The sequence below is a fragment of the Paenibacillus sp. B01 genome (assembly GCF_009649995.1).
GTDB lineage: Bacteria > Bacillota > Bacilli > Paenibacillales > Paenibacillaceae > Paenibacillus_O > Paenibacillus_O pasadenensis.
Genome location: NZ_CP045802.1, coordinates 460346 through 480841 on the forward strand (window position 1 = coordinate 460346; position 20496 = coordinate 480841).

General features: G+C 66.6%; 12 protein-coding genes. 9 read left to right on the plus strand and 3 right to left on the minus strand.

The window, feature by feature from the left end:
* Positions 1 to 392: 392 nt before the first annotated feature.
* From GE073_RS02075 to GE073_RS02090, 4 genes are all read left to right on the plus strand, one after another.
* Positions 393 to 2153, plus strand: a complete 1761-nt coding sequence (locus GE073_RS02075) for a glycoside hydrolase family 2 protein (protein ID WP_194843246.1) — start codon at positions 393 to 395, stop codon at positions 2151 to 2153.
* Positions 2154 to 2233: 80 nt separating this feature from the next.
* On the plus strand, positions 2234 to 3193 hold the full coding sequence (locus tag GE073_RS02080) for an ABC transporter ATP-binding protein (RefSeq protein WP_228551234.1): 960 nt from the start codon (positions 2234 to 2236) through the stop codon (positions 3191 to 3193).
* Positions 3193 to 3909, plus strand: coding sequence for an ABC transporter permease (locus GE073_RS02085; RefSeq protein ID WP_228551235.1), 717 nt, complete (start codon positions 3193 to 3195; stop codon positions 3907 to 3909). The genes GE073_RS02080 and GE073_RS02085 overlap by 1 nt, the downstream gene beginning before the upstream one ends.
* 240 nt (positions 3910 to 4149) lie before the next feature.
* On the plus strand, positions 4150 to 4878 hold the full coding sequence (locus GE073_RS02090; RefSeq protein ID WP_028599401.1) for an ABC transporter permease: 729 nt from the start codon (positions 4150 to 4152) through the stop codon (positions 4876 to 4878).
* A 553-nt stretch (positions 4879 to 5431) separates the two neighbouring features.
* On the opposite strand, the gene GE073_RS02095 is transcribed toward GE073_RS02090, so the two are convergent.
* Together GE073_RS02095 and GE073_RS02100 are read right to left on the minus strand one after the other, a co-directional pair.
* A complete protein-coding gene (locus GE073_RS02095) occupies positions 5432 to 6175 on the minus strand; it encodes a class I SAM-dependent methyltransferase (RefSeq protein ID WP_153782662.1) in 744 nt (247 codons plus the stop codon).
* A gap of 253 nt (positions 6176 to 6428) precedes the next feature.
* Positions 6429 to 7820, minus strand: coding sequence for a carbohydrate-binding protein (locus tag GE073_RS02100; RefSeq protein WP_043111468.1), 1392 nt, complete (start codon positions 7818 to 7820; stop codon positions 6429 to 6431).
* Between the two features lie 188 nt (positions 7821 to 8008).
* Between GE073_RS02100 and GE073_RS02105 the strand changes: the two genes are divergently transcribed.
* Positions 8009 to 8938: an aromatic acid exporter family protein gene (locus GE073_RS02105; protein WP_043111469.1), complete on the plus strand. Its 930-nt coding sequence runs from the start codon at positions 8009 to 8011 to the stop codon at positions 8936 to 8938.
* 150 nt (positions 8939 to 9088) lie between these two features.
* Positions 9089 to 12208: an S-layer homology domain-containing protein gene (locus GE073_RS02110; protein WP_153782663.1), complete on the plus strand. Its 3120-nt coding sequence runs from the start codon at positions 9089 to 9091 to the stop codon at positions 12206 to 12208.
* A gap of 105 nt (positions 12209 to 12313) precedes the next feature.
* Here GE073_RS02110 and GE073_RS02115 read toward each other — a convergent pair whose 3' ends face one another.
* Positions 12314 to 13204, minus strand: a complete 891-nt coding sequence (locus GE073_RS02115; protein ID WP_028599404.1) for a LysR family transcriptional regulator — start codon at positions 13202 to 13204, stop codon at positions 12314 to 12316.
* 190 nt (positions 13205 to 13394) lie between these two features.
* On the opposite strand from GE073_RS02115, the gene GE073_RS02120 reads away from it, so the two are divergent.
* The 3 genes from GE073_RS02120 to GE073_RS02125 all read left to right on the plus strand — a co-directional run bounded on the left by GE073_RS02120 (position 13395) and on the right by GE073_RS02125 (position 20440).
* Positions 13395 to 14468 (plus strand): branched-chain amino acid aminotransferase, encoded by a 1074-nt coding sequence (locus GE073_RS02120; RefSeq protein ID WP_101808426.1) that lies wholly within the window; start codon positions 13395 to 13397, stop codon positions 14466 to 14468.
* A 1054-nt stretch (positions 14469 to 15522) separates the two neighbouring features.
* Complete coding sequence (locus GE073_RS25730) at positions 15523 to 15648, plus strand: hypothetical protein (protein ID WP_267238402.1); 126 nt, start codon at positions 15523 to 15525, stop codon at positions 15646 to 15648.
* A 232-nt stretch (positions 15649 to 15880) separates the two neighbouring features.
* Entirely contained in the window at positions 15881 to 20440 is a 4560-nt protein-coding gene (locus GE073_RS02125; protein WP_194843247.1) for a carbohydrate binding domain-containing protein, read from the plus strand.
* Positions 20441 to 20496: the final 56 nt, after the last annotated feature.

Here is a 20496-nt window from a genome sequence, read left to right on the forward strand (position 1 = left end):
GGCATCTCCTCCCCTCCGGCAAAGTCGCTTGATAGCGCTTGCAATTCCGGAGTATAGCAAATCGGCTGGAAAATCGAAAGAACTATTTTCGATTTTATAGAATAAATGATGAACGTTCCCATATAGCGGGAGTATAGGGCCTTGAAGCCGCTATTTATAGGGAATATTCGGCAGCGGACAGGAAGATCGGAACTCGCCGGCTTCCGACGAGCACTCTCTCGGAAAGCCTGTCCCCATCGTGAATCGATCCGATATAGGCGAAAGAAAGCGTTGACATGAAGAAGATAGAGAGGCTATAGTCACAAGGAAAACAAATAAAATGGAATAAAACATAATAACGGTTGTATTCCTCGGTCCCGCATCGGGACGGCAAAGGAGCGCGAGAAGCGATCATGACGACGAAAAGCTACATCAAGGACTACCCCCGGCCGCAGCTGGTCCGGAGCGGCTGGATCAATCTGAACGGCGAATGGCGGTTCGGCTTCGACGACGCCGACGAAGGGGAGCGGCTCGGGTGGCCGCGGCAGTTCGGGGGCCGGCTCGGCATCCAGGTGCCGTTCACCTATGAGACCAAGGCGAGCGGCATCGGCCAGGAGGAGCATCACGCGCAGGTCTGGTACAGCCGTGCGGTGGACATCCCCGCCGAGGCGGAGGGCAAGCGCGCGCTGCTGCATTTCCAGGCGGTCGATTACCGGGCGAAGCTGTGGGTCAACGGCCATTATGTCGGCCAGCATGAAGGCGGCTATGCGGCGTTCAAGTTCGACATCACGCCTTGGCTCGCCTTCGGGGAGGAGAATACGCTGACTGTCAAGGTCGAGGACAGCCTCGACGCGACGCAGCCGCGCGGCAAGCAGCGCTGGGTGCAGGACAGCTTCGAATGCTTCTATGTGCAGACGACGGGCATCTGGCAGACGGTATGGATGGAGTTCGTCGAGCCGGCCCATCTGGCTGCGGTCAAGACGACGCCCGATCTCGACGCCCGCACCGTCCGCTTCGAGTACGAGGTGGCGGGGCTGCGTGCGGGAAGCGAGCTGCGGCTGGAGACGATCGTCACGCTGCGGGGGCAGACGGTCAAAAAGGCGAGCCTCGTCCTCGACCGGCCGCGGCTGCAGCTGGAGCTCGATCTCGTCCACGAGGCGAGCGGCCCGTGGATGCAGAGCCATTGGTCGCCGGCGCATCCGAGCCTGTACGACGTCGAGTTCATCCTGTACGAGGACGGCCGCGAGGCGGACCGCACGCTTTCCTATTTCGGCATGCGCAAGATCTCGATCGAAAAGGGGCAGGTGCTGCTCAACAACGTGCCGCTCTACCAGCGCCTCGTCCTCGATCAGGGCTACTGGCCGGACACCCATCTGACGCCACCGTCGGAGGAGGCGATCCTCGAGGATATCGGCAAGCTGCTCGAGATGGGCTACAACGGCGTGCGCAAGCATATGAAGGTGGAGGATGCGCGCTTCCTCTACTGGTGCGACGTGAAGGGTGTGCTCGTCTGGTCGGAGATGGCGGCCACGTTCGAGTTCAGTGACCAGGCGGTGGAGCGGTTCACGCGCGAGTGGATGGAGGTCGTCCGGCAGCAGTACAACCACCCGTCGATCGTCGCCTGGGTGCCGTTCAACGAGTCGTGGGGCGTCCCGAACATCCTCAAGGACGAGCGCCAGCAGAAGTTCACCGAGGCGATCTACCACTTGACCAAGGCGTTCGATCCGCATCGTCCGGTCGTCGCCAACGACGGCTGGGAGCACACCGTATCGGATATCCTGACGCTGCACGACTACGTCGAGCGCGGGGAGGAGTTCCTTCGCCGCTACGCGGCCAAGGACGATATCGTCGGCAACGGCATCAGCTTCAACAAGTCGAAATACGCCTTCGCGGACGGTTATGCGTACCGGGGCCAGCCGGTCATCGTCAGCGAGTTCGGCGGCATCGCCTTCCGCTCCGAGAAGGGCTGGGGCTACGGCAGCCAGGCGGGCAGCGAGGAAAGCTTCCTCGAGCGCTTCCGCAGCATCCACGAGGCGATCCGCGCGACGGACTACATCGTCGGCTACTGCTATACGCAGATCACCGACGTGCAGCAGGAGGTCAACGGGCTGCTGACCGAGGACCGCCGGCCCAAGGTGCCGCTGGAGAAGATCCGCGAAATCAATCTCGGGTAGCGGCTTCGCGTTTTAACCGTATTTTAACCGGCTTCCTCCCCGGGATTTAACCTCGGTCCGTTACGATGAGGTCAGAGGTGATGGACATGAATCATGGCATCGGCCAGCCCCTCGGCCAAGAGGGGCGCCAGCCCTGGCTGCTCGAGACGAGCGGCCTGACGAAGAAGCTTGGCGGCAAGGCCGTCGTGCGGGATGTGGAGCTCCGGATCGGCGAAGGAGACATTTACGGCTTTCTCGGGCCGAACGGCGCGGGCAAGACGACGACCATCCGCATGCTGCTCGGCCTCGCCAAGCCGACGCGCGGCCGCGTGACCGTATTCGGCAAGGATTTGGCGAAGAACCGGCTCGACATTTTACGCCAGGTGGGCTCGCTCGTCGAATACCCGTCGTACTACGGCCATCTGACGGGCCGGGAAAATCTGGAGGTCGTGCGCCGGCTACTGGACGCGCCGCAGGAGCGGATCGCGGAGGCGCTCGGCATCGTGCGGCTGGAAAAGGATGCGAACCGCCCCGTGAAGGGCTACTCGCTCGGCATGAAGCAAAGGCTCGGCATCGCCGCCGCCCTGCTCGGGCATCCGCGGCTGCTCGTTCTGGACGAGCCGACGAACGGCCTCGATCCGGCCGGCATCCAGGAAATCCGCGAGCTGATCAAAAGCCTGCCGCAGCAGCGCGGAGTCACGATCCTGCTGTCGAGCCACCTGCTGTCCGAGGTCGAGCAGATGGCGACCCGCGTCGGCATCATCACGAGCGGCAGCCTGGTGTACCAGGATCGCATCGAGCAGCTGAAGCGGCGCACGGCCGGCCGCATCCGCCTTGCCGTCAGCGAGCCGGAGGCCGCCTGGAAGCGGCTGCTCGAGCAAGGCTGGGAGGCGCGGCGCGACGAGCGCGGCTTGACCGTGCCGGGCGGCGACGACCGCGACATCGCGGCGATCGTGGCGGAGCTCGTGCGGGAGCGGCATGCCGTCTACCGCGTCGAGGAGGAGCGCTCGTCGCTGGAGAGCGTGTTTCTGGAGATGACGGGCACAGGGGGGAGCCTCTGATGCTGGCGCGGGCGATTTCGGCCGAGTGGCTCAAGCTGAAGCGGAAATGGATCCTGGCGCTGGCGGTCATCGGTCCGCTCGGCGTCGTCCTGCTGCAGGCCGTCAACTATGGGCTCCGCTATGACTACTTGATGAAGCAGAACGCGGATGATCCGTGGGGCGGGCTGCTCCAAGCGACGACCGGCCTGATGCTGCCGGCGCTGTTCATCGGGTTGGCGCTCGTCGCCTCGCTGTCCGCGGGCGTCGAGCATGCGGCAGGCGGCTGGAAGCAGCTGCTGGCGCTGCCGCTGACGCGGCTGCAGGTGTTCGCGGCCAAGACGCTGCTCACGCTGCTGCTCCTGCTGCTGTCATGCACGCTGCTGGCCGTCTTTACGCTGGCGTTTGGCGCCGTGCTTGGATTCAGCCTGCAGGAGCTGCCTTGGCCCGATCTGCTGCGGCAGTCGTATGCGCCGTATGCGGCGGCGATGCCGTTCGTCGCGCTGCAGATCGGGCTGTCGCTCGCCATCGGCAACCAGGCGGTGCCGATGACGATCGGGGTTCTCGGCATGGTCGTCAGCCTGTTCGGCATGCTGCTGCCGGACTGGGTTCCGTACAACTGGCCGTGGCTCGCGCTGAAGGCGGAGACCGCGCTGCGTGCGGCAGCGGCGGGGCTGGGCGGAGGCTTGCTGCTGCTCGCGGTCGGCTGCATGCATTTTACGCGGAAGGATGTGAGCTGACATGAGGCTGCTGCTGTCGGGAAGAAAGCAGCGTGCGGGCAGGAGAAGGCCGCTGTCGGCCGAATGGACGGGAGAGGGGCGTGTGTCGGCATGAGAAGACTGCTGTCGGCCGAATGGACGGGAGAGGGGCGTGAGTCGTCATGAGGAGACTGCTGTCGGCCGACTGGACGGGAGAGGGGCGTGAGCCGGCATGAGAAGACTGCTGTCGGCCGAATGGCTGCAAGAGGGGCGTGAGCCGTCATGAGAAGACTGCTGTCGGCCGAATGGCTCAAGCTGCGCCGCTCCATCGTCTGGCTGCTGCTGCCGGTCAGCCCGCTGATCGCCTTCGCCGTCGCCTGGAAGGCCCCGCTGGAGGCGATCGGCGGAGCGGGCTGGATGGAGGCGTACATCATCAGCGCCAATGTGCACGGACTGATGTTTCTGCCGCTGCTCGTCGGCATCTTTGCGGCGCTGCTGTGCCGCTTCGAGCATGCCTCGGGCGGCTGGAAGCAGCTGCTCGCGCTGCCGGTTCGCCCAGGCGCGGTCTATTTGTCCAAGCTGGCGGCGCTGGCCGGGCTTGTCGCCTTGCTGCAGCTGCTGCTCGGAGCGGCGCTGCTCGCCGGCGGCCTGCTGCGAGGCATGGACGGCGGCGTGCCGTGGGCCGAGCTCGGCCGGGCGCTGCTCGGCGGCTGGGTCGCCTGTTTGCCGCTGGCGGCGCTGCAGCTGTGGGCTTCGTTCGCGTGGTCCAGCTTCGCGGCTCCGCTCGTGCTGGGCACCGTGTTCACGCTGCCCAACATGCTCGTCGTAAACTCCGAGCGGTTCGCCCCCTGGTACCCGTGGGCACAGCCGCTGCTCGCGATGATGCCGCGATCGGAGGAAGGCTTCGGCGCATTCAACGTCCCCGCCGAGTCGCTGTTCCTCGTCATCGGCGGCAGCTTCGCCTTGTTCCTTGCCGCCGGCTGGCTGCATTTCCGCCGGCGGGCGGTGTAGCGGGCCGGGGTGGCTGAGGGCGCGGCGGCCGACACGACCGGGGGGCGCAGCGGCCCGAGGCCTAATCCAAGGCAGAAAAGTGCCTTGGATGGGCCGGATCTCGGCTGGATAGCCGAATCCAAGGCAGAAAAGTGCCTTGGATGGGCGGATCCCGGCTGGATGGCCGAATCCAAGGCAGAAAAGTGCCTTGGATGGGCGGATCTCGGCCGAAGGGGCCGGAACCAAGGCAGAAAAGTGCCTTGGATGGGCCGGATCTCGGCCGAAGGGGCCGGAACCAAGGCAGAAAAGTGCCTTGGATGGGCCGGATCTCGGCCAAAGGGCCGAATCCAAGGCAGAGGAGTGCCTTGGATTCCCGAGAATCGGCCGAATGGCCGGAGTCTCAAGATTGAATAAAGCGTCCGAGTCACCTTAAGGTGGCACGGACGCTTTTCAGGTTTCCAGCAATGGCCGAGTTAGCCCCCGACTAGCTCCAGCAACCGACCGCCCTAGCAACCGACCGCCCTAGCAACCGACCGCCCTAGCAACCGACCGCCCCAGCCCCCGACGGCTCCAGCTACTGTCTGCCGGTCTTGTCGGCCGCGATCAGGAAGAACATCGGCCGACGGACCTCCTCCGCCCAGGCGGGATTGCGCTCGAGCATCTCCGCCGTCGGAGCGAGCTCCGACAGCTGGCGGATCGAGAAGCCGGCGGCGAGCAGCGCGTTCAGATACGTGGAGACGGTGCGATGATACTTGATGACGTCGCTGCCGAGGAAGCGGGCGGAGCGCAGGCCCTGGTCGTGATAGCGGTCGACGGGCCAGTGCAGCTTCTCGCCGTTCGTCCCGTACTGCCAGTCCTGCGCAGGTAGGGCGGTGAAGATCGGATGCTCGACCGAGAAGACGAAGCTGCCCCCGTCCGCGAGCGCGTCATGCACCTTGACCGCAGCCGCGGCGAAGTCGCCGACATAGTGGAACGCGAGCGAGCTCAGCACGACGTCGAATTCCCCCGGAAGGAAAGCGATGTCTTCGATCGCGCCGCGCCGAAAGTCGATCGCGGGATCGTCGGTCAGCTCGCGGGCGCGTTCCAGCATCTTTTCCGACAGGTCGATGGCGAGCACGGACGCCGCCCCTTGCTCCCGCGCGTAGCGGGCATGCCAGCCGTAGCCGCAGCCGAGATCGAGCACGCGCTTGCCGTCAAGCGGCGGCAGCATGGCGCGTAGCGCCGGCCATTCGCCGGCGGCGTCCAGCCCGCCCTGCGAACGGGGCATCCGGCTGTAGCGGTCAAAAAACTCCGGATCGTCGTATTTGTTTTCCTTCATCGTGCAAGCCCCCTTTTCTCTTATTTTACCTCGCCCGACCGCAGCGCAACCGGCAGAGAACGGCTTGAGCCGTTTTTTATGCGTGGCCGGCATCCGGCGCAAGAACGGGAAGGCCAGCCAAGACGGGCCATGCCAGCCAAGTCGGGCTATGCCAGGCATGGCCGGGCGACGCTGCAATCATGCGAAAGCCCGGCCTCTCGGAAGAGGCCGGGCAATGGACATGCGGCTTCGCGCAGCGGCGGGAACAACCGCTTTAGCCGAAGTAGCCCTTCATTGCGTTGGACCAGACGTAGCTCGTCGTTTTGTCCCAGTTGATCGACCAGGTCATGACGCCGCGGAAGCCGGAGTAGCCGCCCGGAGTCTGCAGCGTGTACTGGCCGCCGAACGATTGGCCCTTGGTGAGGTAGTTCAGCGCCTTGACGATGTCGGCCGGCTGCGTGTAGCCGCCGCCCGCCGCGGCCGGAGACGACGGCAGGCCGATCGCGACCTGGTCGGCGCGCAGCGCCGGGAACAGGTTGCTGGCGTTGCCGGCGATCGGGAAGCCTTTGAGCAGCACCTCGGCCATCGCGACCTGGAAGTCGGCCGTGCCCTGGGCGTAGGACTTGCCGTCGAGTCCTTGCATGGAGCCGCTGTTGTAATGCTGGACGTGGATGTAGTCGAGCTGGTCGCGCACGGCGTGGATGACCGGTAGGTAGGCGCCCCACGGGCCGCCGTAGGCGATCTGGCCGCCCTGCACGTACGCCGTTTCCGGCGCCATCGTCAGATCGAAGCCGGAGCCGTACGTCGCCATGATCTCCTTGATGGCGCTGATCAGGTTGACGACCTTGGGCGTCGTCGGGTTCTTGAAGTCGGTGTCGCCGCCGTTCAGCGACAGCGAGCTTCCTTCGAGGTCGATGTCGATGCCGTCGAAGCCGTACGTATTGATGATGTTCTTCAGCGAGCTGACGAAGCTGGCCTTGGCTGCCGCCGTGTTCAGCTCGACGGTGGCGTTGGCGCCGCCGATGGAGATGTGCACGCGGCGTCCCTGGCTTTGCAGGTAGGCGACGTCGGCCTTGAACTGGGCCGGGGTCGTCTGGAACGGCACGAACGTGAGCGTCGCATGGTCGCTCAGCGTCTCGGCGAAGCTGACGTTGATGACGTTGAAGTTCGGCGACACGTCGCGCAGCGGGATGACGCCGGAGCCGTTGTCGAAGTTATGCCAGTAGCCGACGACGACCTTGCCGGTCGAAGGCGTGGCCGAAGGAATCGGCGTGGCGGTCGGCGCGACCGTAGGCGTCGGAGTAGCGGTGGGAACCGGCGTCTTGGTCGGAGTCGGCGTCACCGTCGCGGTAGGCGTCGGCGTCACGGTCGGCTTGGGCGTCGGCGTGGCGGTCGGAGTCGGAGTGGCCGTCGGCGTGGCGGAAGGCGTCGGAGTCGGCGTCGTGCCGCCCGTCGGCGTCCACAGCGCGGGCACGTTCGGCGGCTCCCAGCCGGTCAGCGCCGTATGGGACTGCACGCAGCGGTAGTCCTTGCCGGCGTACGTCACGACGTCGCCCGCCTTGTAGGCGGTGCCGGGCGTCCAGGCCGCGGCGCCGAACACCGTTGCCGGCACGATCGCCACCAGCAGCATGAGGATCAGGGTAAGGGCAAGACTTTTGCGTTTCATCAATCCATCCCCTTTCGGAATTTCCTTGCGGAATCTTCTACTCTATTGGACCACTGAAATAGATTTCAGATAAGGGAGAATATTCCGAGAATCAGGGGCAGATTTTTTGAAGAAAGACGCCGGTTCGTCACGGAACTTCGCGGATGCTATAATCGGGGTGACATTTTTGACGAGACAAGGAGCGAATCATGAGGATCGGATTCCGTACGCTCAAAACCGCCGTCGGCGTCAGCCTGTCGGTGCTGACCGCCCAGCAGCTCGGACTGCTCAACTTCGCCTCCGCCGGCATCCTCACGCTGCTCTGCATCCAGAAGACGAGGCGCCAGTCGTTCAACGCGATCTGGGAGCGGCTGCTCGCCTGCCTCGTCGGCATCGCGGTCTCGGGGCTGGCCTTCGAGCTGGCCGGCTACTACGCGCTGCTGTTCGTGCCCATCTACCTGGTGCTGATCCCGCTGTGCGTCGGGCTGCGCTGCACCGGCGGCATCGCCAGCAGCTCGGTCATCATGATGCATGTGTACATCCACGGCGACCTGACGCTCTCGTTCATCGGCAACGAGCTGGCGCTGATCGCGATCGGCCTCGGCCTGTCGCTCGTCGTCAACCTGTACATGCCGGGCATCGAGCGTCAGGTGATGACCCTGCGGCGGCGCATCGAGGACAACATCGAGCGCATCCTGCGCGAGCTGGCGATCTATCTCAAGGACGGCAGCAGCCTGTGGGACGGCCGCGAGCTGCTGGAGCTCGACAAGCTGCTGGAGCAGGCGCGGGCGCTCGGCGTGCAGGCGACGGAGAACGACTTCAGCGGCCGGCGCAGCCTGTTCTACACCTACTACGAGACGCGAAGGCGCCAGGCCGACATCCTCAAGACGATGATGCCGCTCGTCTCCCAGGTCGACGCGAGGCTGGAGCAGGGCCGCCGCATCGGCGAGTTCCTGGACGATCTGGCCGACCACTGGAACACGATTCCCGGCGGCCGCGACTACCACGAGCGGCTGCGCTCGATCCGCGACTACCACAAGGAGCTTCCGCTGCCCGAGACGCGCGAGGAGTTCGAGACGAGGGCCAGCCTGTACGGCATGGCCAACGAGCTGGAACGGTTCATCCTGACCCTGGCTTAGGGCGTGCTTCCAACATGCCCTAAGGCCGGAGGACGGGGGGCCGTTTTTTTATTTCTTTACTAAAGCATCATGAAACGCTGATCCTCCGCTGAATGAAGTCCCGTACGCTAATGGGCGATGCAACCACAACGGACAGGCAGGAGGAAGCGCATGAGACAGTGGGTACGGAAAGGGCTCGGCATCATGCTGAGCGCCGCGCTGGCGGCCGGCATCGCATGGCCGGGGGCACAGCCGGCGCAAGCCGCGGAGGAGACGCCGCTCAAGCTGGTCGAAGGGGGCGGCAACTGGAAGGTGCTGGTGACGCCGGCCGATCAGGGCAGCGTCTGGAGGGCGGTCTACGACGACTCGTCATGGGACGCGGGGACGGCTCCGCTCGGCTACCCGGTACGGGCGGAGACGGCGACGTCGAGGTTCGGCGGCATCGCCACGACGATCGGCTACGGGGGCAGCAGCAGCAACAAGTACCTGACGACATATTTCCGCAAGACGGTGCAGCTGAGCGGCGCTGCCGACTACAAGCGCTTCGTCGGCAGCTTCGGCGTCGACGACGGCATGGTGCTGTATGTCAACGGGACGGAAATCGCCCGCTACAACATGCCGGAAGGCCCGATCAGCTACTCGACCCTGTCGGTCGAAGGCAAATCGGCGCCGCTGTCGTTCTACGACGTCGACCTGACGGACAAGCTGGCCGGCGTCGTCAAGGAAGGCGCCAACGAGATCGCCGTCGAGGTGCATCAGCAGAGCAAAAGCAGCTCCGACCTGTACTTCGACATGGAACTGCTGGCGTACAAGACGGCGGGGCAGACGCCGGTCGATCCGCCGCAGTCGCCGCTGCCGCAGTCGGTGGCGCTGACGTTCCATGGAGATCCGCGCACCGAGCTGGGCGTCGCCTGGTATACCTATGAGGACTACCCGGGCACGAAGCTGCAGGTCGCCGAGAAGAGCGGCGCTCCGGCGGGAGGCGGCTTCCCGGCGGACAAGGCGCTGACGTTCGAAGGCTCCGCGGAGCGCGTCGAGACGTACCAGACCAAGGCGGACAAAGCCGCCGGCAAGAAGACGGTCTACCAGAGCCACAAGGCGAAGGCGGTCGGCCTGAAGCCGGGCACGGACTATGTGTTCCGCGTCGGCGACGGGGAAGACGGCCATTGGAGCGGCACCGGCTCGTTCCGGACGGAGGCGGCGCAGCCGGAGGCGTTCACGTTCCTGTATACGACGGATTCGCAAGGCACGACCGACGCGGACTTCGTCACCTGGGCGCATACGCTTCAGGAAGGGCTGGACCGGTTCCCGCAGTCGGCGTTCGTCGCCAATACGGGCGACCTGGTGGACAACGGCGACCTCGAGGAGCAGTGGTCCTGGTTCTTCGACAAGCCCAAGGAGCTGCTCATGAGCCGGCCGCTCGTGCCGCTCGTCGGCAACCACGAGTCCAAGAGCTACGGCAACTTCACGCAGCACTTCAACCTGCCGAACCTGTCGCAGACGGGCGCCAAGCCGGACGGCTCGGTGTACTCGTTCGACTACGGCCCGGCGCACTTCATGGTCATCAACACGGAATATTCGCTTGCCGCGAGCAGCGCGGAGTACCAGCAGATCTACCGCAACCAGGTGGAATGGCTGCGCGCCGAGGCGGCCCGCACGGACAAGAAGTGGAAGGTCGTGCTGCTGCACAAGTCGATGTACTCCGTCGCGAGCCATGTGTCGGACAGCGACGTCGTGAGCTTCCGCTCGGAGCTGACCAAGGTGTTCGACGAGATGGGCGTCGACCTCGTGCTCGGCGGCCACGACCATACGTATACGCGCAGCTTCCAGATGCTCGGGGGCGAGGCGCAGAAGGACAAGCTGCCGGATGCGGACGGACAGGTCGTCGATCCGAAGGGCACGCTGTACCTCATCACCAACGCGGCCGGCGACAAGCGCTACAACGTCAAGACCGGCATGGAGTTCCCTTACGCGGCCAAGTACGAGCAGCCGGGCAAGGAGATGTTCACCGGCGTGCAGGTGAGCGACGATTCGATCGGCTTCCAGGCGTACACGACGACGGAGGCGGGCACGACCGATGCTTACGACGCCTACCGCATCAAGCGCACGGACGCCGCTCCGGCGGCGGTGCGGGACGCCCGCTGGTCGGTGAACGCGGCCGGCAAGCTGCAGGTGGAATGGACGGCTCCGGCCGGCGCCGCTCCGACCGCCTACCGCCTCTATGAGCGCACCGACGCGCTGGGCGCGAACTGGACGGTCACAGTGCCGCATGTCGATGGAAAGACGGCCTACGCTTACGTGCTCGAAGGAGCCGATCCGAAAGGCAAGTACGAGCTTGCCGTCCGCGCCACGGCGGGACGCGGCAACTCTGCCGCGGCGTTCGTGAAGACGAACGCGGAGACGGCGACGCCGACGCCGACGGCGAGCGCGACTCCGACGCCAACGCCGACGTCGAGCACGAGCCCGACGCCGAGCGCAAGCCCGACGACATCGCCAACGCCGACGTCAAGCACGAGCCCGACGCCGAGCGCAAGTCCGACGACATCGCCGAGCGCAAGCCCGACGGCGACGCCAAGCGCAAGCCCGACGACGTCGCCGAGCGGAACCCCGGCGCCGACTCCGGTCGTCACGCCGACGCCAACGCCGACGCCATTGCCGAGCGCAAGCCCGACGGCAAGTCCGACCCCGGCGCCGACGAGCAGCCCGACCCCGGCGCCATCGGCGCTGCCGTCGGCCACGCCGGCCCCGGCGCCGATCAAGGACGTGCCGGCGACGCACTGGGCGTCCGCAAGCATCCGGCAGGCGATCCAGCTCGGCATCGCCCAAGGCTATGAGGACGGCAGCTTCCGTCCGGACGCCTCGGTCAGCCGCGCGGAGCTGGCGGTGCTGCTGGCGCGGGCGCTGCAGCTTCCGTCGGCCGGCGGACAAGCGGCGTTCAAGGACGCCGCGCAGATTCCGGCCTGGGCGCGCGGCTCCATCGCCGGCGCAGCCGAAGCCGGCCTGATCGGCGGCTACGAGGACGGCAGCTTCCGTCCGGACCGCGCGGTCACGCGCGCGGAGCTGGCCGTGCTGGCCGCCAAGGCGGCCGGCCTGAGCCCGGCCGCCGGCGCTCGGCCGGACTACGCCGACCTGGCGAGCATCCCGGCGTGGGCGCGCCCGTCCGTGGCCGCCCTGCAGCAGGCCGGCCTCATGGGCGGCATCGGCGGCGACCGCTTCGCTCCGACGGCTCCGGTGACGCGGGCGCAAGCCGCCGCGCTGCTGGTGCGGCTGAGCGCGCCGCAAGCGGCCTAGGCCGCGGTTCCGGATCGCGGACAATAGCAGACAAGCCAAAGGCACCCTCCTCGAGGGTGCCTTTGGCTTTTTCACCTGCACAATCATCCAGGCCAGCTGTTCCGGTCAAGTCTGAAGCAGCGTCGCGATGAACCGCTCCGCGCTCTTGGACAGGTACCGGTCCTTGCGCCAGACGATGCCGACCTCGGAGTGGAAGCGCTCGCCGCCGAGCTCGCGCAGCTCGATGCCGGACATCTGGAACGAGGCCAGCACGGAGCGCGGCAGCACGGTCGCCCCGATGCCTTCGGAGACGAGCGCGAGGATGACGGCGACGCTGGAGCATTCGCACAGGATATGCGGCTCGCAGCCGGCCAGCCGGAACTGCTGGAGCAGCTTCTCGTGCATGGCGGTCGTGCGCTCGGTCTTGAGCGTGAGGAAAGGATGCTCCGCCAGCTCGCCGAGCGAGATCGGCCCCCCTCTCTCGGGCGCCCAGCCCGCAGGCAGGATGGCGGCGAAAGGGTCCGAAGGCAGCGGAGCGATCTTGTAGGCCGACGGCTCCGAGTCGAACTCGAACGGCAGGCGCGTCACGATCAGCTCGATCTCGCCCGCGTCCAGCTCCTGGCCGAGCGAGAAATGATCCCCTTCATGCACCTTGAACGTCACGTCGGGATACTGGCGGTGGAACTTGCGGATCGGATCCGGCAGCAGCGAGATGCACGAGACGACCGCCCCGACGGACAGCACGCCGCGGATGCCCTCGCCCTGCTCCCGCACCTCCTGCAGCGTGTCGGAAAACTCGCGCATGAGCCGCTCCGCGCGCTCGAGCAGCAGCTTGCCGGCGGCGGTCAGCCGCAGGCTGCGTCCCGTGCGGTCGAACAGCACGACGCCGAGCTCCTCCTCCATCTGCCGCAGCTGGCGGCTGAGCGGCGGCTGCTCCATGTGCAGCGCGCGCGCCGCGCGCGTAATCTGGCCTTCGCGGGCAATCGTCACGAAGTAATTCAGCTGGCGCATATCCATACGGAAGACTCCTTTCGGCAACAATGGAAAAGCCTGGCGGCTGCGGGCGATCGTCCGGAATGCCATACCCGGAAGGTATGGAGAACTGAATGAAACCGATCCTTTCACTATAGGGGATCAAGTGGTAGGATGACTAGTAGAAGAATGCTCGGACGCCGCACGAGGCGGACGACGGAAGGAAGGATCGCAGATGGCTTACGAGTTCAAGATCGAGCGCACCAAGGAGCCGAAGGCCAAGGAGTCGCTTCAAGGCTCCGTATTCGGCACCCGCTTCACGGATCATATGTTCATCCTGGATTACGACAAGGGGCAGGGCTGGCATGACGGCCGCATCGTGCCCTACCAGCCGATCACGCTGGATCCGGCCGCCAAGGTGTTCCACTACGGCCAGACGATCTTCGAGGGGCTCAAGGCGTACCTGACCGAGGACGGCCGCGTGCTGCTGTTCCGTCCGCGGAGCAACATCAAGCGCATGAACCTGTCCAACGCGCGCATGAGCATCCCGACGATCGACGAGGAGCTGTTCCTCGAGGCGCTGCGCCAGCTGCTCGTCGTCGAGCGCGACTGGGTGCCGTCCGAGGAAGGCACGTCGCTGTACGTCCGTCCGTTCGTCATCGCGACGCAGGCGACGCTGGGCGTGGCTCCTTCCCACCAGTACAAGTTCATGATCATCCTGTCCCCGGTCGGCGCGTATTACTCCGAGGGCGTCAATCCGGTCTCCATCTACGTCGAGTCCGGCTACGTGCGCGCGGTGCCGGGCGGCGTCGGCGAGGCCAAGACGGCGGGCAACTATGCGGCCGGCCTGCAGGCGCAGGAGGAAGCGACGGCCAAGGGCTACTCGCAGGTGCTGTGGCTGGACGGCGTGCACCGCAAGTACATCGAAGAGGTCGGCAGCATGAACGTGTTCTTCGTGCTCGGCGACAAGGTCGTTACGCCCGCGCTGAACGGCAGCATCCTGCACGGCATCACGCGCGACTCGGTCATCACGATGCTCCGCCACTGGGGCTACGAGGTCGAGGAGCGCCAGCTGTCCATGCAGGAGGTCGCCGACGCGCATCGGGCCGGCACGCTCGTCGAGGCGTTCGGCACGGGCACGGCGGCGGTCATCTCGCCGATCGGCGAGCTGTACTGGCAGGGCGAGGCGATGAAGGTGAACGAGGGCCGCACCGGCGACCTGTCGCAGCGGCTGTACGACGAGCTCACCGGCCTGCAGCGCGGCGAGAAGGAAGACCCGTTCGGCTGGACGGTCGAGCTGCAGGGCTGACGGATCGGCGGGCGGCGGAATGACGGACCGGTGGATCGTCGGATCGTCGGAACGATGGAACGTCGGAATGACGAATCGTCGGAACGATGGAACGTCGGAATGACGAATCGACGGAACGATGGAACGTCGGAATGATGGATCGGCGGAATGACGGACCGGCGGATCGTTGGATCGGCGGAATGACGAATCGACGGAACGCTGGATCGGCGGAATGACGGTCGACGGACCGTAATGCATGCGCGCGTAGAGGGGCGGCTTCCCGCAAGGGGAGCCGTCTTTTTGTCGTTCGCGGAGGTGGCGATCGCCGCCCGCGGAGCCGGTCGCGCCGCTGCGGCCGCCTGTCCGGAGGCGTCGCTGAGGGCCGGAGCCGGTCGCGCCGCCGCAGGCGCCTGTCCGGAGGCGTCGCTAGGGGTTTGAGCCGTCGCACCGCTTCGGGCGCCTGGCCGAAGGCGTCGCTGGGGGCTGGAGACGTCGCGCTGCGGGCGCCTGGCCGGTGGCGCCGCCGCAATCGCCTGAACGGTAGCGCCGCTGGGGGCACCTGCTCAGATGATGGGCGGCCTCTTGCAGGGGGGCGTCTGTTTGTTGGTTGCCAAGCCGAGGTTTTTCTTTCGCAGCGCAGTGAGTCTAGCCTCGGATGTGCCGCATCCAGGGCTGCCTGCGAATGCTAATGATACTCAGAGACGCTATTTGCTGATTTTCGAGCCTTTTTGTCAGCTAACGATACTGGCGAGCGCTATTCGAGTCCAGAACGATGATTTTGGCCGATTTTAGTCGAATAGCGCGCCTCAGTATCGTTAGAATTTCCAGCTGTTCGTTTTGGGCAAAATAGCGCTTCTCCGTATCGTTAGCGGCACGGCTGACGAGCAGGCGAGGCGGACGAGGCAGCAGGCGGCTGGAGGGATGGCATGAGGAACGAGACGAGCGACGAATGGAACCAAAAGCTTGGTGGGCGAGACCGGTGAAATGGACGAAGGAACGAGTTGAGCGAGGGGCAGGTGGACGAATGAACGAATTGAACGAGATGGACGAGATGGACGGAGCGTGCGAATGACGAATGAACGAGTTGGACGAGGCGGGCGAATGGACGAATGAACGGGATGGACGGGATGGACGGAGCGGGCAAGGTGGACAGATGAACGAGATCAGTGGGGCGGGCGAGGTGGACGATTGGACGAGATGAACGAGGCTGGAGCGACGAGGCGAGGCGGGTGTGAGAAAAGAGATGGCAAGACGGACGTTCGGCAGCAAGGAGTACATTCGGAGGGACGTTTCAACAGCGCAGGAATAAAGTCGGCGGCGATCTGAACTCCCGTCACCTTACCTGAAATATGGGGATATAATCCAACATTGGATTCCTCTATAGTAAGTAGCATCTCATTATGAAAGCGTTAACATCAGAAGGGGGCATTGGAATGAGAAAAGGGAAAGCGGCCGCTGCAGCGCTGTGCGCGCTGCTCGTGGCTGCAGGAGCGATGCCGGCCTATGGAGCGCCGGCCGGCGGAGGACAAGCTGCGCCAAGCAGCGGCCAGGCTGCGCAGACGATCGGGGCGGCAGCTGCGAATGGAGCTGCAGCACGAGAAGCGCAAGGCGCGAACGCGGCCTCGATGGCCCCAGCGGCGGCACTGGCAGCGACCGGATCTGTACCGGCGGCCGAATCGACAGCCGGAGCTGCTCCGTCAGCCTCGTCAGCCCCAGCAGCGGCCGGCCGATGGTCGGATGCGGTCATGGCGAAATGGGCGCAGCTCGGACTGGCGGCGGGCGATCCGGACGGCGCGGCGCGTCCGCAGGCGGCCGTGACGCGCGCCGAGCTGGCGCAGCTGATGGTCCGCCTGTTCGGCCTGCCGACGCCTGAACGGGCGTCGGCGGCCTTCGCCGACGTGAAGCCGGGCGCCTGGCACGCGGGAGCGATCGAGGCGCTGCGCGCCGCGGGCCTGGCCAGCGGCTATCCGGACGGCAGCTTCCGTCCTTCGTCTGCCGTCACGCGGCAGGAGGCCGCCGTGCTGGCCGCCAAGCTGTTCCGACTGGCGGATGCGGGCCCGACGGCGAACAAGCTCGGCGCGTTCTCCGATGGAGCCAAGGCTGCGGCTTACGCCCGGCCGGCGCTGGAGGCGCTGCTCGCCGGCGGCTACCTGTCGGGCTACGGCGACGGCAGCCTGAAGCCGGGCGCGCCGGTGACGAGGGAGGAGGCAATCGCTTTGCTGGACCGATTGTCGGGCGACATCGTCGCCGCGCCGGGCACGCATGCCAAGGCGGAGGCCGGCAATCTCGTCGTCAAGACGGGCGGCGTCGTCGTGCAGGGCACGGCGGTGGCGGGCGACCTGTACCTGGCGCCGGGCATCGGCGAAGGCGAGGTGACGCTGAAGGGCGTCCGCGTCAAGGGCCGCATCCTCGTGCAAGGCGGCGGCGCCAGCAGCATCCATCTCGAGGACAGCACGGCGGGCGAAGTCGTCGTGGACAAGCCGTCCGGACCGGTGCGGGTCGTGCTCGAGGGCTCCAGCGAGGTCGGCCGGCTGCAGGCGCAAAGCCGCGCCACGATCGAGATCGGGCCGCAGGCCGAGGTCGGCGAGATGGAGGTCGGGCAAGGCGGAGCGGGCTCCGAGCTGTCGATCCGGGGCAGCGCAGGGCGCGTCACGGCTGCGGGAACCGGCGTGACGCTGAACGGCGAGCCGCTGCCGGCGGGCGAGAGCCGTACGGTCGCTTCCGGCGCCGTGAGCGGCGGCAAGGCCGCGAGCCCTTCGCCGAGCCTTTCGCCAACGCCAAGCGCCGCGCCGCCGATCGTTTGGCCGACGCAGGCACCGACCGCATCCCCAACGCCGACGTCGTCTGCGTCTCCGACGCCGACCCCAACGCCGACGCCGACGTCCACCTCGACCGCATCCCCGACGCCGGCTCCGACTTCGACGCCGACGGAAAGCGACTGGACGCTGACCTGGTCGGATGAGTTCGACGGCAATGCGGCGCAGCCGGATACGAACGGCGTCGACCTCAGCAAGTGGGGCTACCAGCTCGGCAACGGCGCGGAGTACGGCGTCGACGGCTGGGGCAACAACGAGCAGCAGTTCTATCGCAAGGAGAACATCAAGGTCGAGGACGGCAAGCTCGTCATCGAGGCGCGCAAGGAGAGCGTCGGCGGCAAGCCGTACACGTCCGGCCGGATGTGGACGTCGCCGACGTTCAGCCAGACGTACGGCAAGTTCGAGGCGCGCATGAAGCTGCCGGCCGGGGAGGGACTGTGGCCGGCCTTCTGGATGATGCCGCAGGACAGCGTCTACGGCGTCTGGGCGTCCTCCGGCGAGATCGACATCATGGAGGCGCGCGGCCGGCTGCTCGGCGAGGTGGGCGGCACGCTCCACCACGGCAAGACCTGGCCGGACAACCGCTACACCGGCAAGGAGTACCATTTCCCCGAAGGCGAGGACATCACTGGATTCCACACGTACGGCGTGGAGTGGGAGCCCGGCGAGATCCGCTGGTACGTAGACGGCAAGCTGTACCAGACGCAGAACGAGTGGAGCAGCCAAGGCGTCGGGCAGCCGGACAAGTACGCGTTCCCGGCGCCGTTCGACCAGCCGTTCCACCTCATCGTCAACCTGGCGGTCGGCGGCAACTACGACGGCGGCCGGACGCCCCAGGACTCCGACCTTCCGGGCCGCGTCGAGGTCGACTACGTCCGCGCGTACGAGCTGACGGGCCGCGATTACCGTACGCCGCAGGAGCCGAGCGGGGTCAAGGAGCCGATCCCGGCAGACGCCAAGCAGCCGGTGGACGGAAGCTGGATCCATGACCGGGAATTCGCGCGCGGCCTGACCGACGTCGCGGCTCCGGGGGCGACGCTCGATCCGCTTTACTGGAACTTCCTGCACACCGGCGAATTCGGCGGGGCCGGCACGGCCAAGATCGAGACGGTCGGCGGCACGCCGATGGCCCGCATCACGGCGACGGACGGCGGCCAGCAGAACTATTCGCTGCAGCTGATCCAGCACGCGACGCTCGTCAAGGGCCGCAACTACAGGCTGGCCTTCGACGCCAAAGCCTCGGCTCCGCGCGCGATCGCCGTCAAGCTGGGCGGCGACGCCGACAACGGCTGGGCCGCTTACACGGACCAGTTCGCGCCGCAGCTCGGCACGGAGGTCAAGCCGTTCGAATACCGCTTCGCGATGGGCAACGCGACCGACTCCACGGCGCGGCTCGAGTTCAACGTCGGCCTCGCGGCCGGCGACGTCTGGATCGGCAATGTCCGCCTGGAGGAGGTCGAGCAGCTGCGCGACCCGCTGGCGGCCAAGGAGCCGCTCGAGAACGGCAACCATATCTACAACGGCAGCTTCGAGCTGGGCAAGATGGACCGGCTGACCTACTGGACGCTGGATGCGGCGCCGACCGCCGGCGCGTCCGCATCGGTCGATCCGTCCGCCCGCGAGGTCCGGCTGACGACCGCAGCGGCAGGCGCGCCGCAGGACGCGGCGCTGCGCCAGGACGGCTTGCAGCTGCTGCAAAGCGACGACTATGAGCTGACGTTCCGCGCCCGGGCTTCCACGGCGGGGCGGACGGTCGGCGTGCAGCTCGGCAGCCAGGGCGGCAGCCGGACGTACGCCTCGCAGGAGATGGCGGCCGGGACGGCGATGGCCGAGCATAAGCTCGCCTTCACGATGCCGGCGGGCGAAAGCGATCCGCTGGGACGACTGTCCTTCCTGTTCGGAGGCGCCGCGGGCGAAATCGTACTGGACGAGGTTCGCCTGCTCCGCCTGTCGGACCGCAACGTCGACTACTCCGGCGTGGATCTGTTCCCGCTGCAGAACGGCGATTTCAGCGGCGGCCTGGCTTCGTGGGAGCCGTTCGTCCAAGGAGCCGGAGCGACCTTCGCGGCGGATGGCGGCGCGGCACGCATCGACATCTCGAATGCCGGGAGCGAGAGCTGGAACGTCATGCTGAACCAAGGCAGCCTGAGCCTCAAGAAAGGCTTCGCCTACAAGCTGGAGTTCGACGCCAAGGCGAGCGAGGCGCGGCCGCTGCAGGCGACGCTGGAGAACGCCTCCTACGCGCGGCGCTTCGACTCCGGAGAGAAGGCGCTGACCGGCGACTGGCAGCGCTTCGCCTACACGTTCCGGCCGACCGCCGACGAGACGCTCGCGCTCAAGTTCCTGCTCGGCAGGCTGCCCGGCACGCCGGCGGGAAGCCATCAGGTCTGGATCGGCAACGTCGTGCTGGAGGTCGCCGACGCTCCGTTCAAGCGGCCGGTGCGGCTGAACGAGGACCTGGACGGCAACTATGCCGGCTCGGAGCTGCAGCTGACGTTCGCCGACGATGCCGACTGGCGGGCGGCGGTCCGCTCGGTGGCGGCGGACGGAAGGACGCTGGCGCCGGACGCCTACGTCCTGGAGCCGGGCGTGCTGCGGCTGCTGCCGGCAGCCGGGCTTTCGGCCGGCACGGCGACGGTGACGGTGCAGGCGGAAGGCTATGCCGACGCCTCCGTCCGGCAGCCGGTCATGGAGGCGGACGGCAATCTGCTCGCGAACGGCTCGTTCGCAAGCGGCGAGGCCGGCTGGACGTACTGGAAAGGCGAAGGCGGAGATTCCGCCTTCGCCGTGGAGGACGGGGCGGCGAAGATCGACATTTTCTACCACGGGGGCATCCATCCGCAGTGGAACGTGCCGGTGAGCTGGTCGAGCCAGCTCATCCAAGGCGGCCTCAAGCTCAAAGGCGGGGTCAGCTACGAGCTGACGTTCCGCGCATGGAGCGACGCCGACCGTCCGATCGAGCTTGAATGGACGGGCGCGGCCGGCGTCGGCAAGTCGGCGGTCCGCCTGACGGGAGACAGCGCGCGCGTGCACCGCGTCGTCGTCACGCCCGCGGCAGACGGCACGGTAGAGCTCAAGTTCCTGCTCGGCAACGTCGTCGACGGCGCGGCCGCGACGCCGGACGCTCCGCATGCGATCCGCATCGACGACGTCGCCGTGCGCGAGCTGCTGCCTTAGGCAGAGCAAAGCCGGTCCGGCTGCAGCCGAATGGACGGGTGGCGGGAATGGGACGG

Coding starts and splice junctions, on each gene's coding strand:
- GE073_RS02075 (WP_194843246.1), top strand. CDS start 393: ATGACGACGAAAAGCTACATCAAGGACTACCCCCGGCCGCAGCTGGTC.
- GE073_RS02080 (WP_228551234.1), top strand. CDS start 2,234: ATGGACATGAATCATGGCATCGGCCAGCCCCTCGGCCAAGAGGGGCGC.
- GE073_RS02085 (WP_228551235.1), top strand. CDS start 3,193: ATGCTGGCGCGGGCGATTTCGGCCGAGTGGCTCAAGCTGAAGCGGAAA.
- GE073_RS02090 (WP_028599401.1), top strand. CDS start 4,150: ATGAGAAGACTGCTGTCGGCCGAATGGCTCAAGCTGCGCCGCTCCATC.
- GE073_RS02095 (WP_153782662.1), bottom strand. CDS start 6,175: ATGAAGGAAAACAAATACGACGATCCGGAGTTTTTTGACCGCTACAGC.
- GE073_RS02100 (WP_043111468.1), bottom strand. CDS start 7,820: ATGAAACGCAAAAGTCTTGCCCTTACCCTGATCCTCATGCTGCTGGTG.
- GE073_RS02105 (WP_043111469.1), top strand. CDS start 8,009: ATGAGGATCGGATTCCGTACGCTCAAAACCGCCGTCGGCGTCAGCCTG.
- GE073_RS02110 (WP_153782663.1), top strand. CDS start 9,089: ATGAGACAGTGGGTACGGAAAGGGCTCGGCATCATGCTGAGCGCCGCG.
- GE073_RS02115 (WP_028599404.1), bottom strand. CDS start 13,204: ATGGATATGCGCCAGCTGAATTACTTCGTGACGATTGCCCGCGAAGGC.
- GE073_RS02120 (WP_101808426.1), top strand. CDS start 13,395: ATGGCTTACGAGTTCAAGATCGAGCGCACCAAGGAGCCGAAGGCCAAG.
- GE073_RS25730 (WP_267238402.1), top strand. CDS start 15,523: ATGAACGAGTTGGACGAGGCGGGCGAATGGACGAATGAACGGGATGGA.
- GE073_RS02125 (WP_194843247.1), top strand. CDS start 15,881: ATGAGAAAAGGGAAAGCGGCCGCTGCAGCGCTGTGCGCGCTGCTCGTG.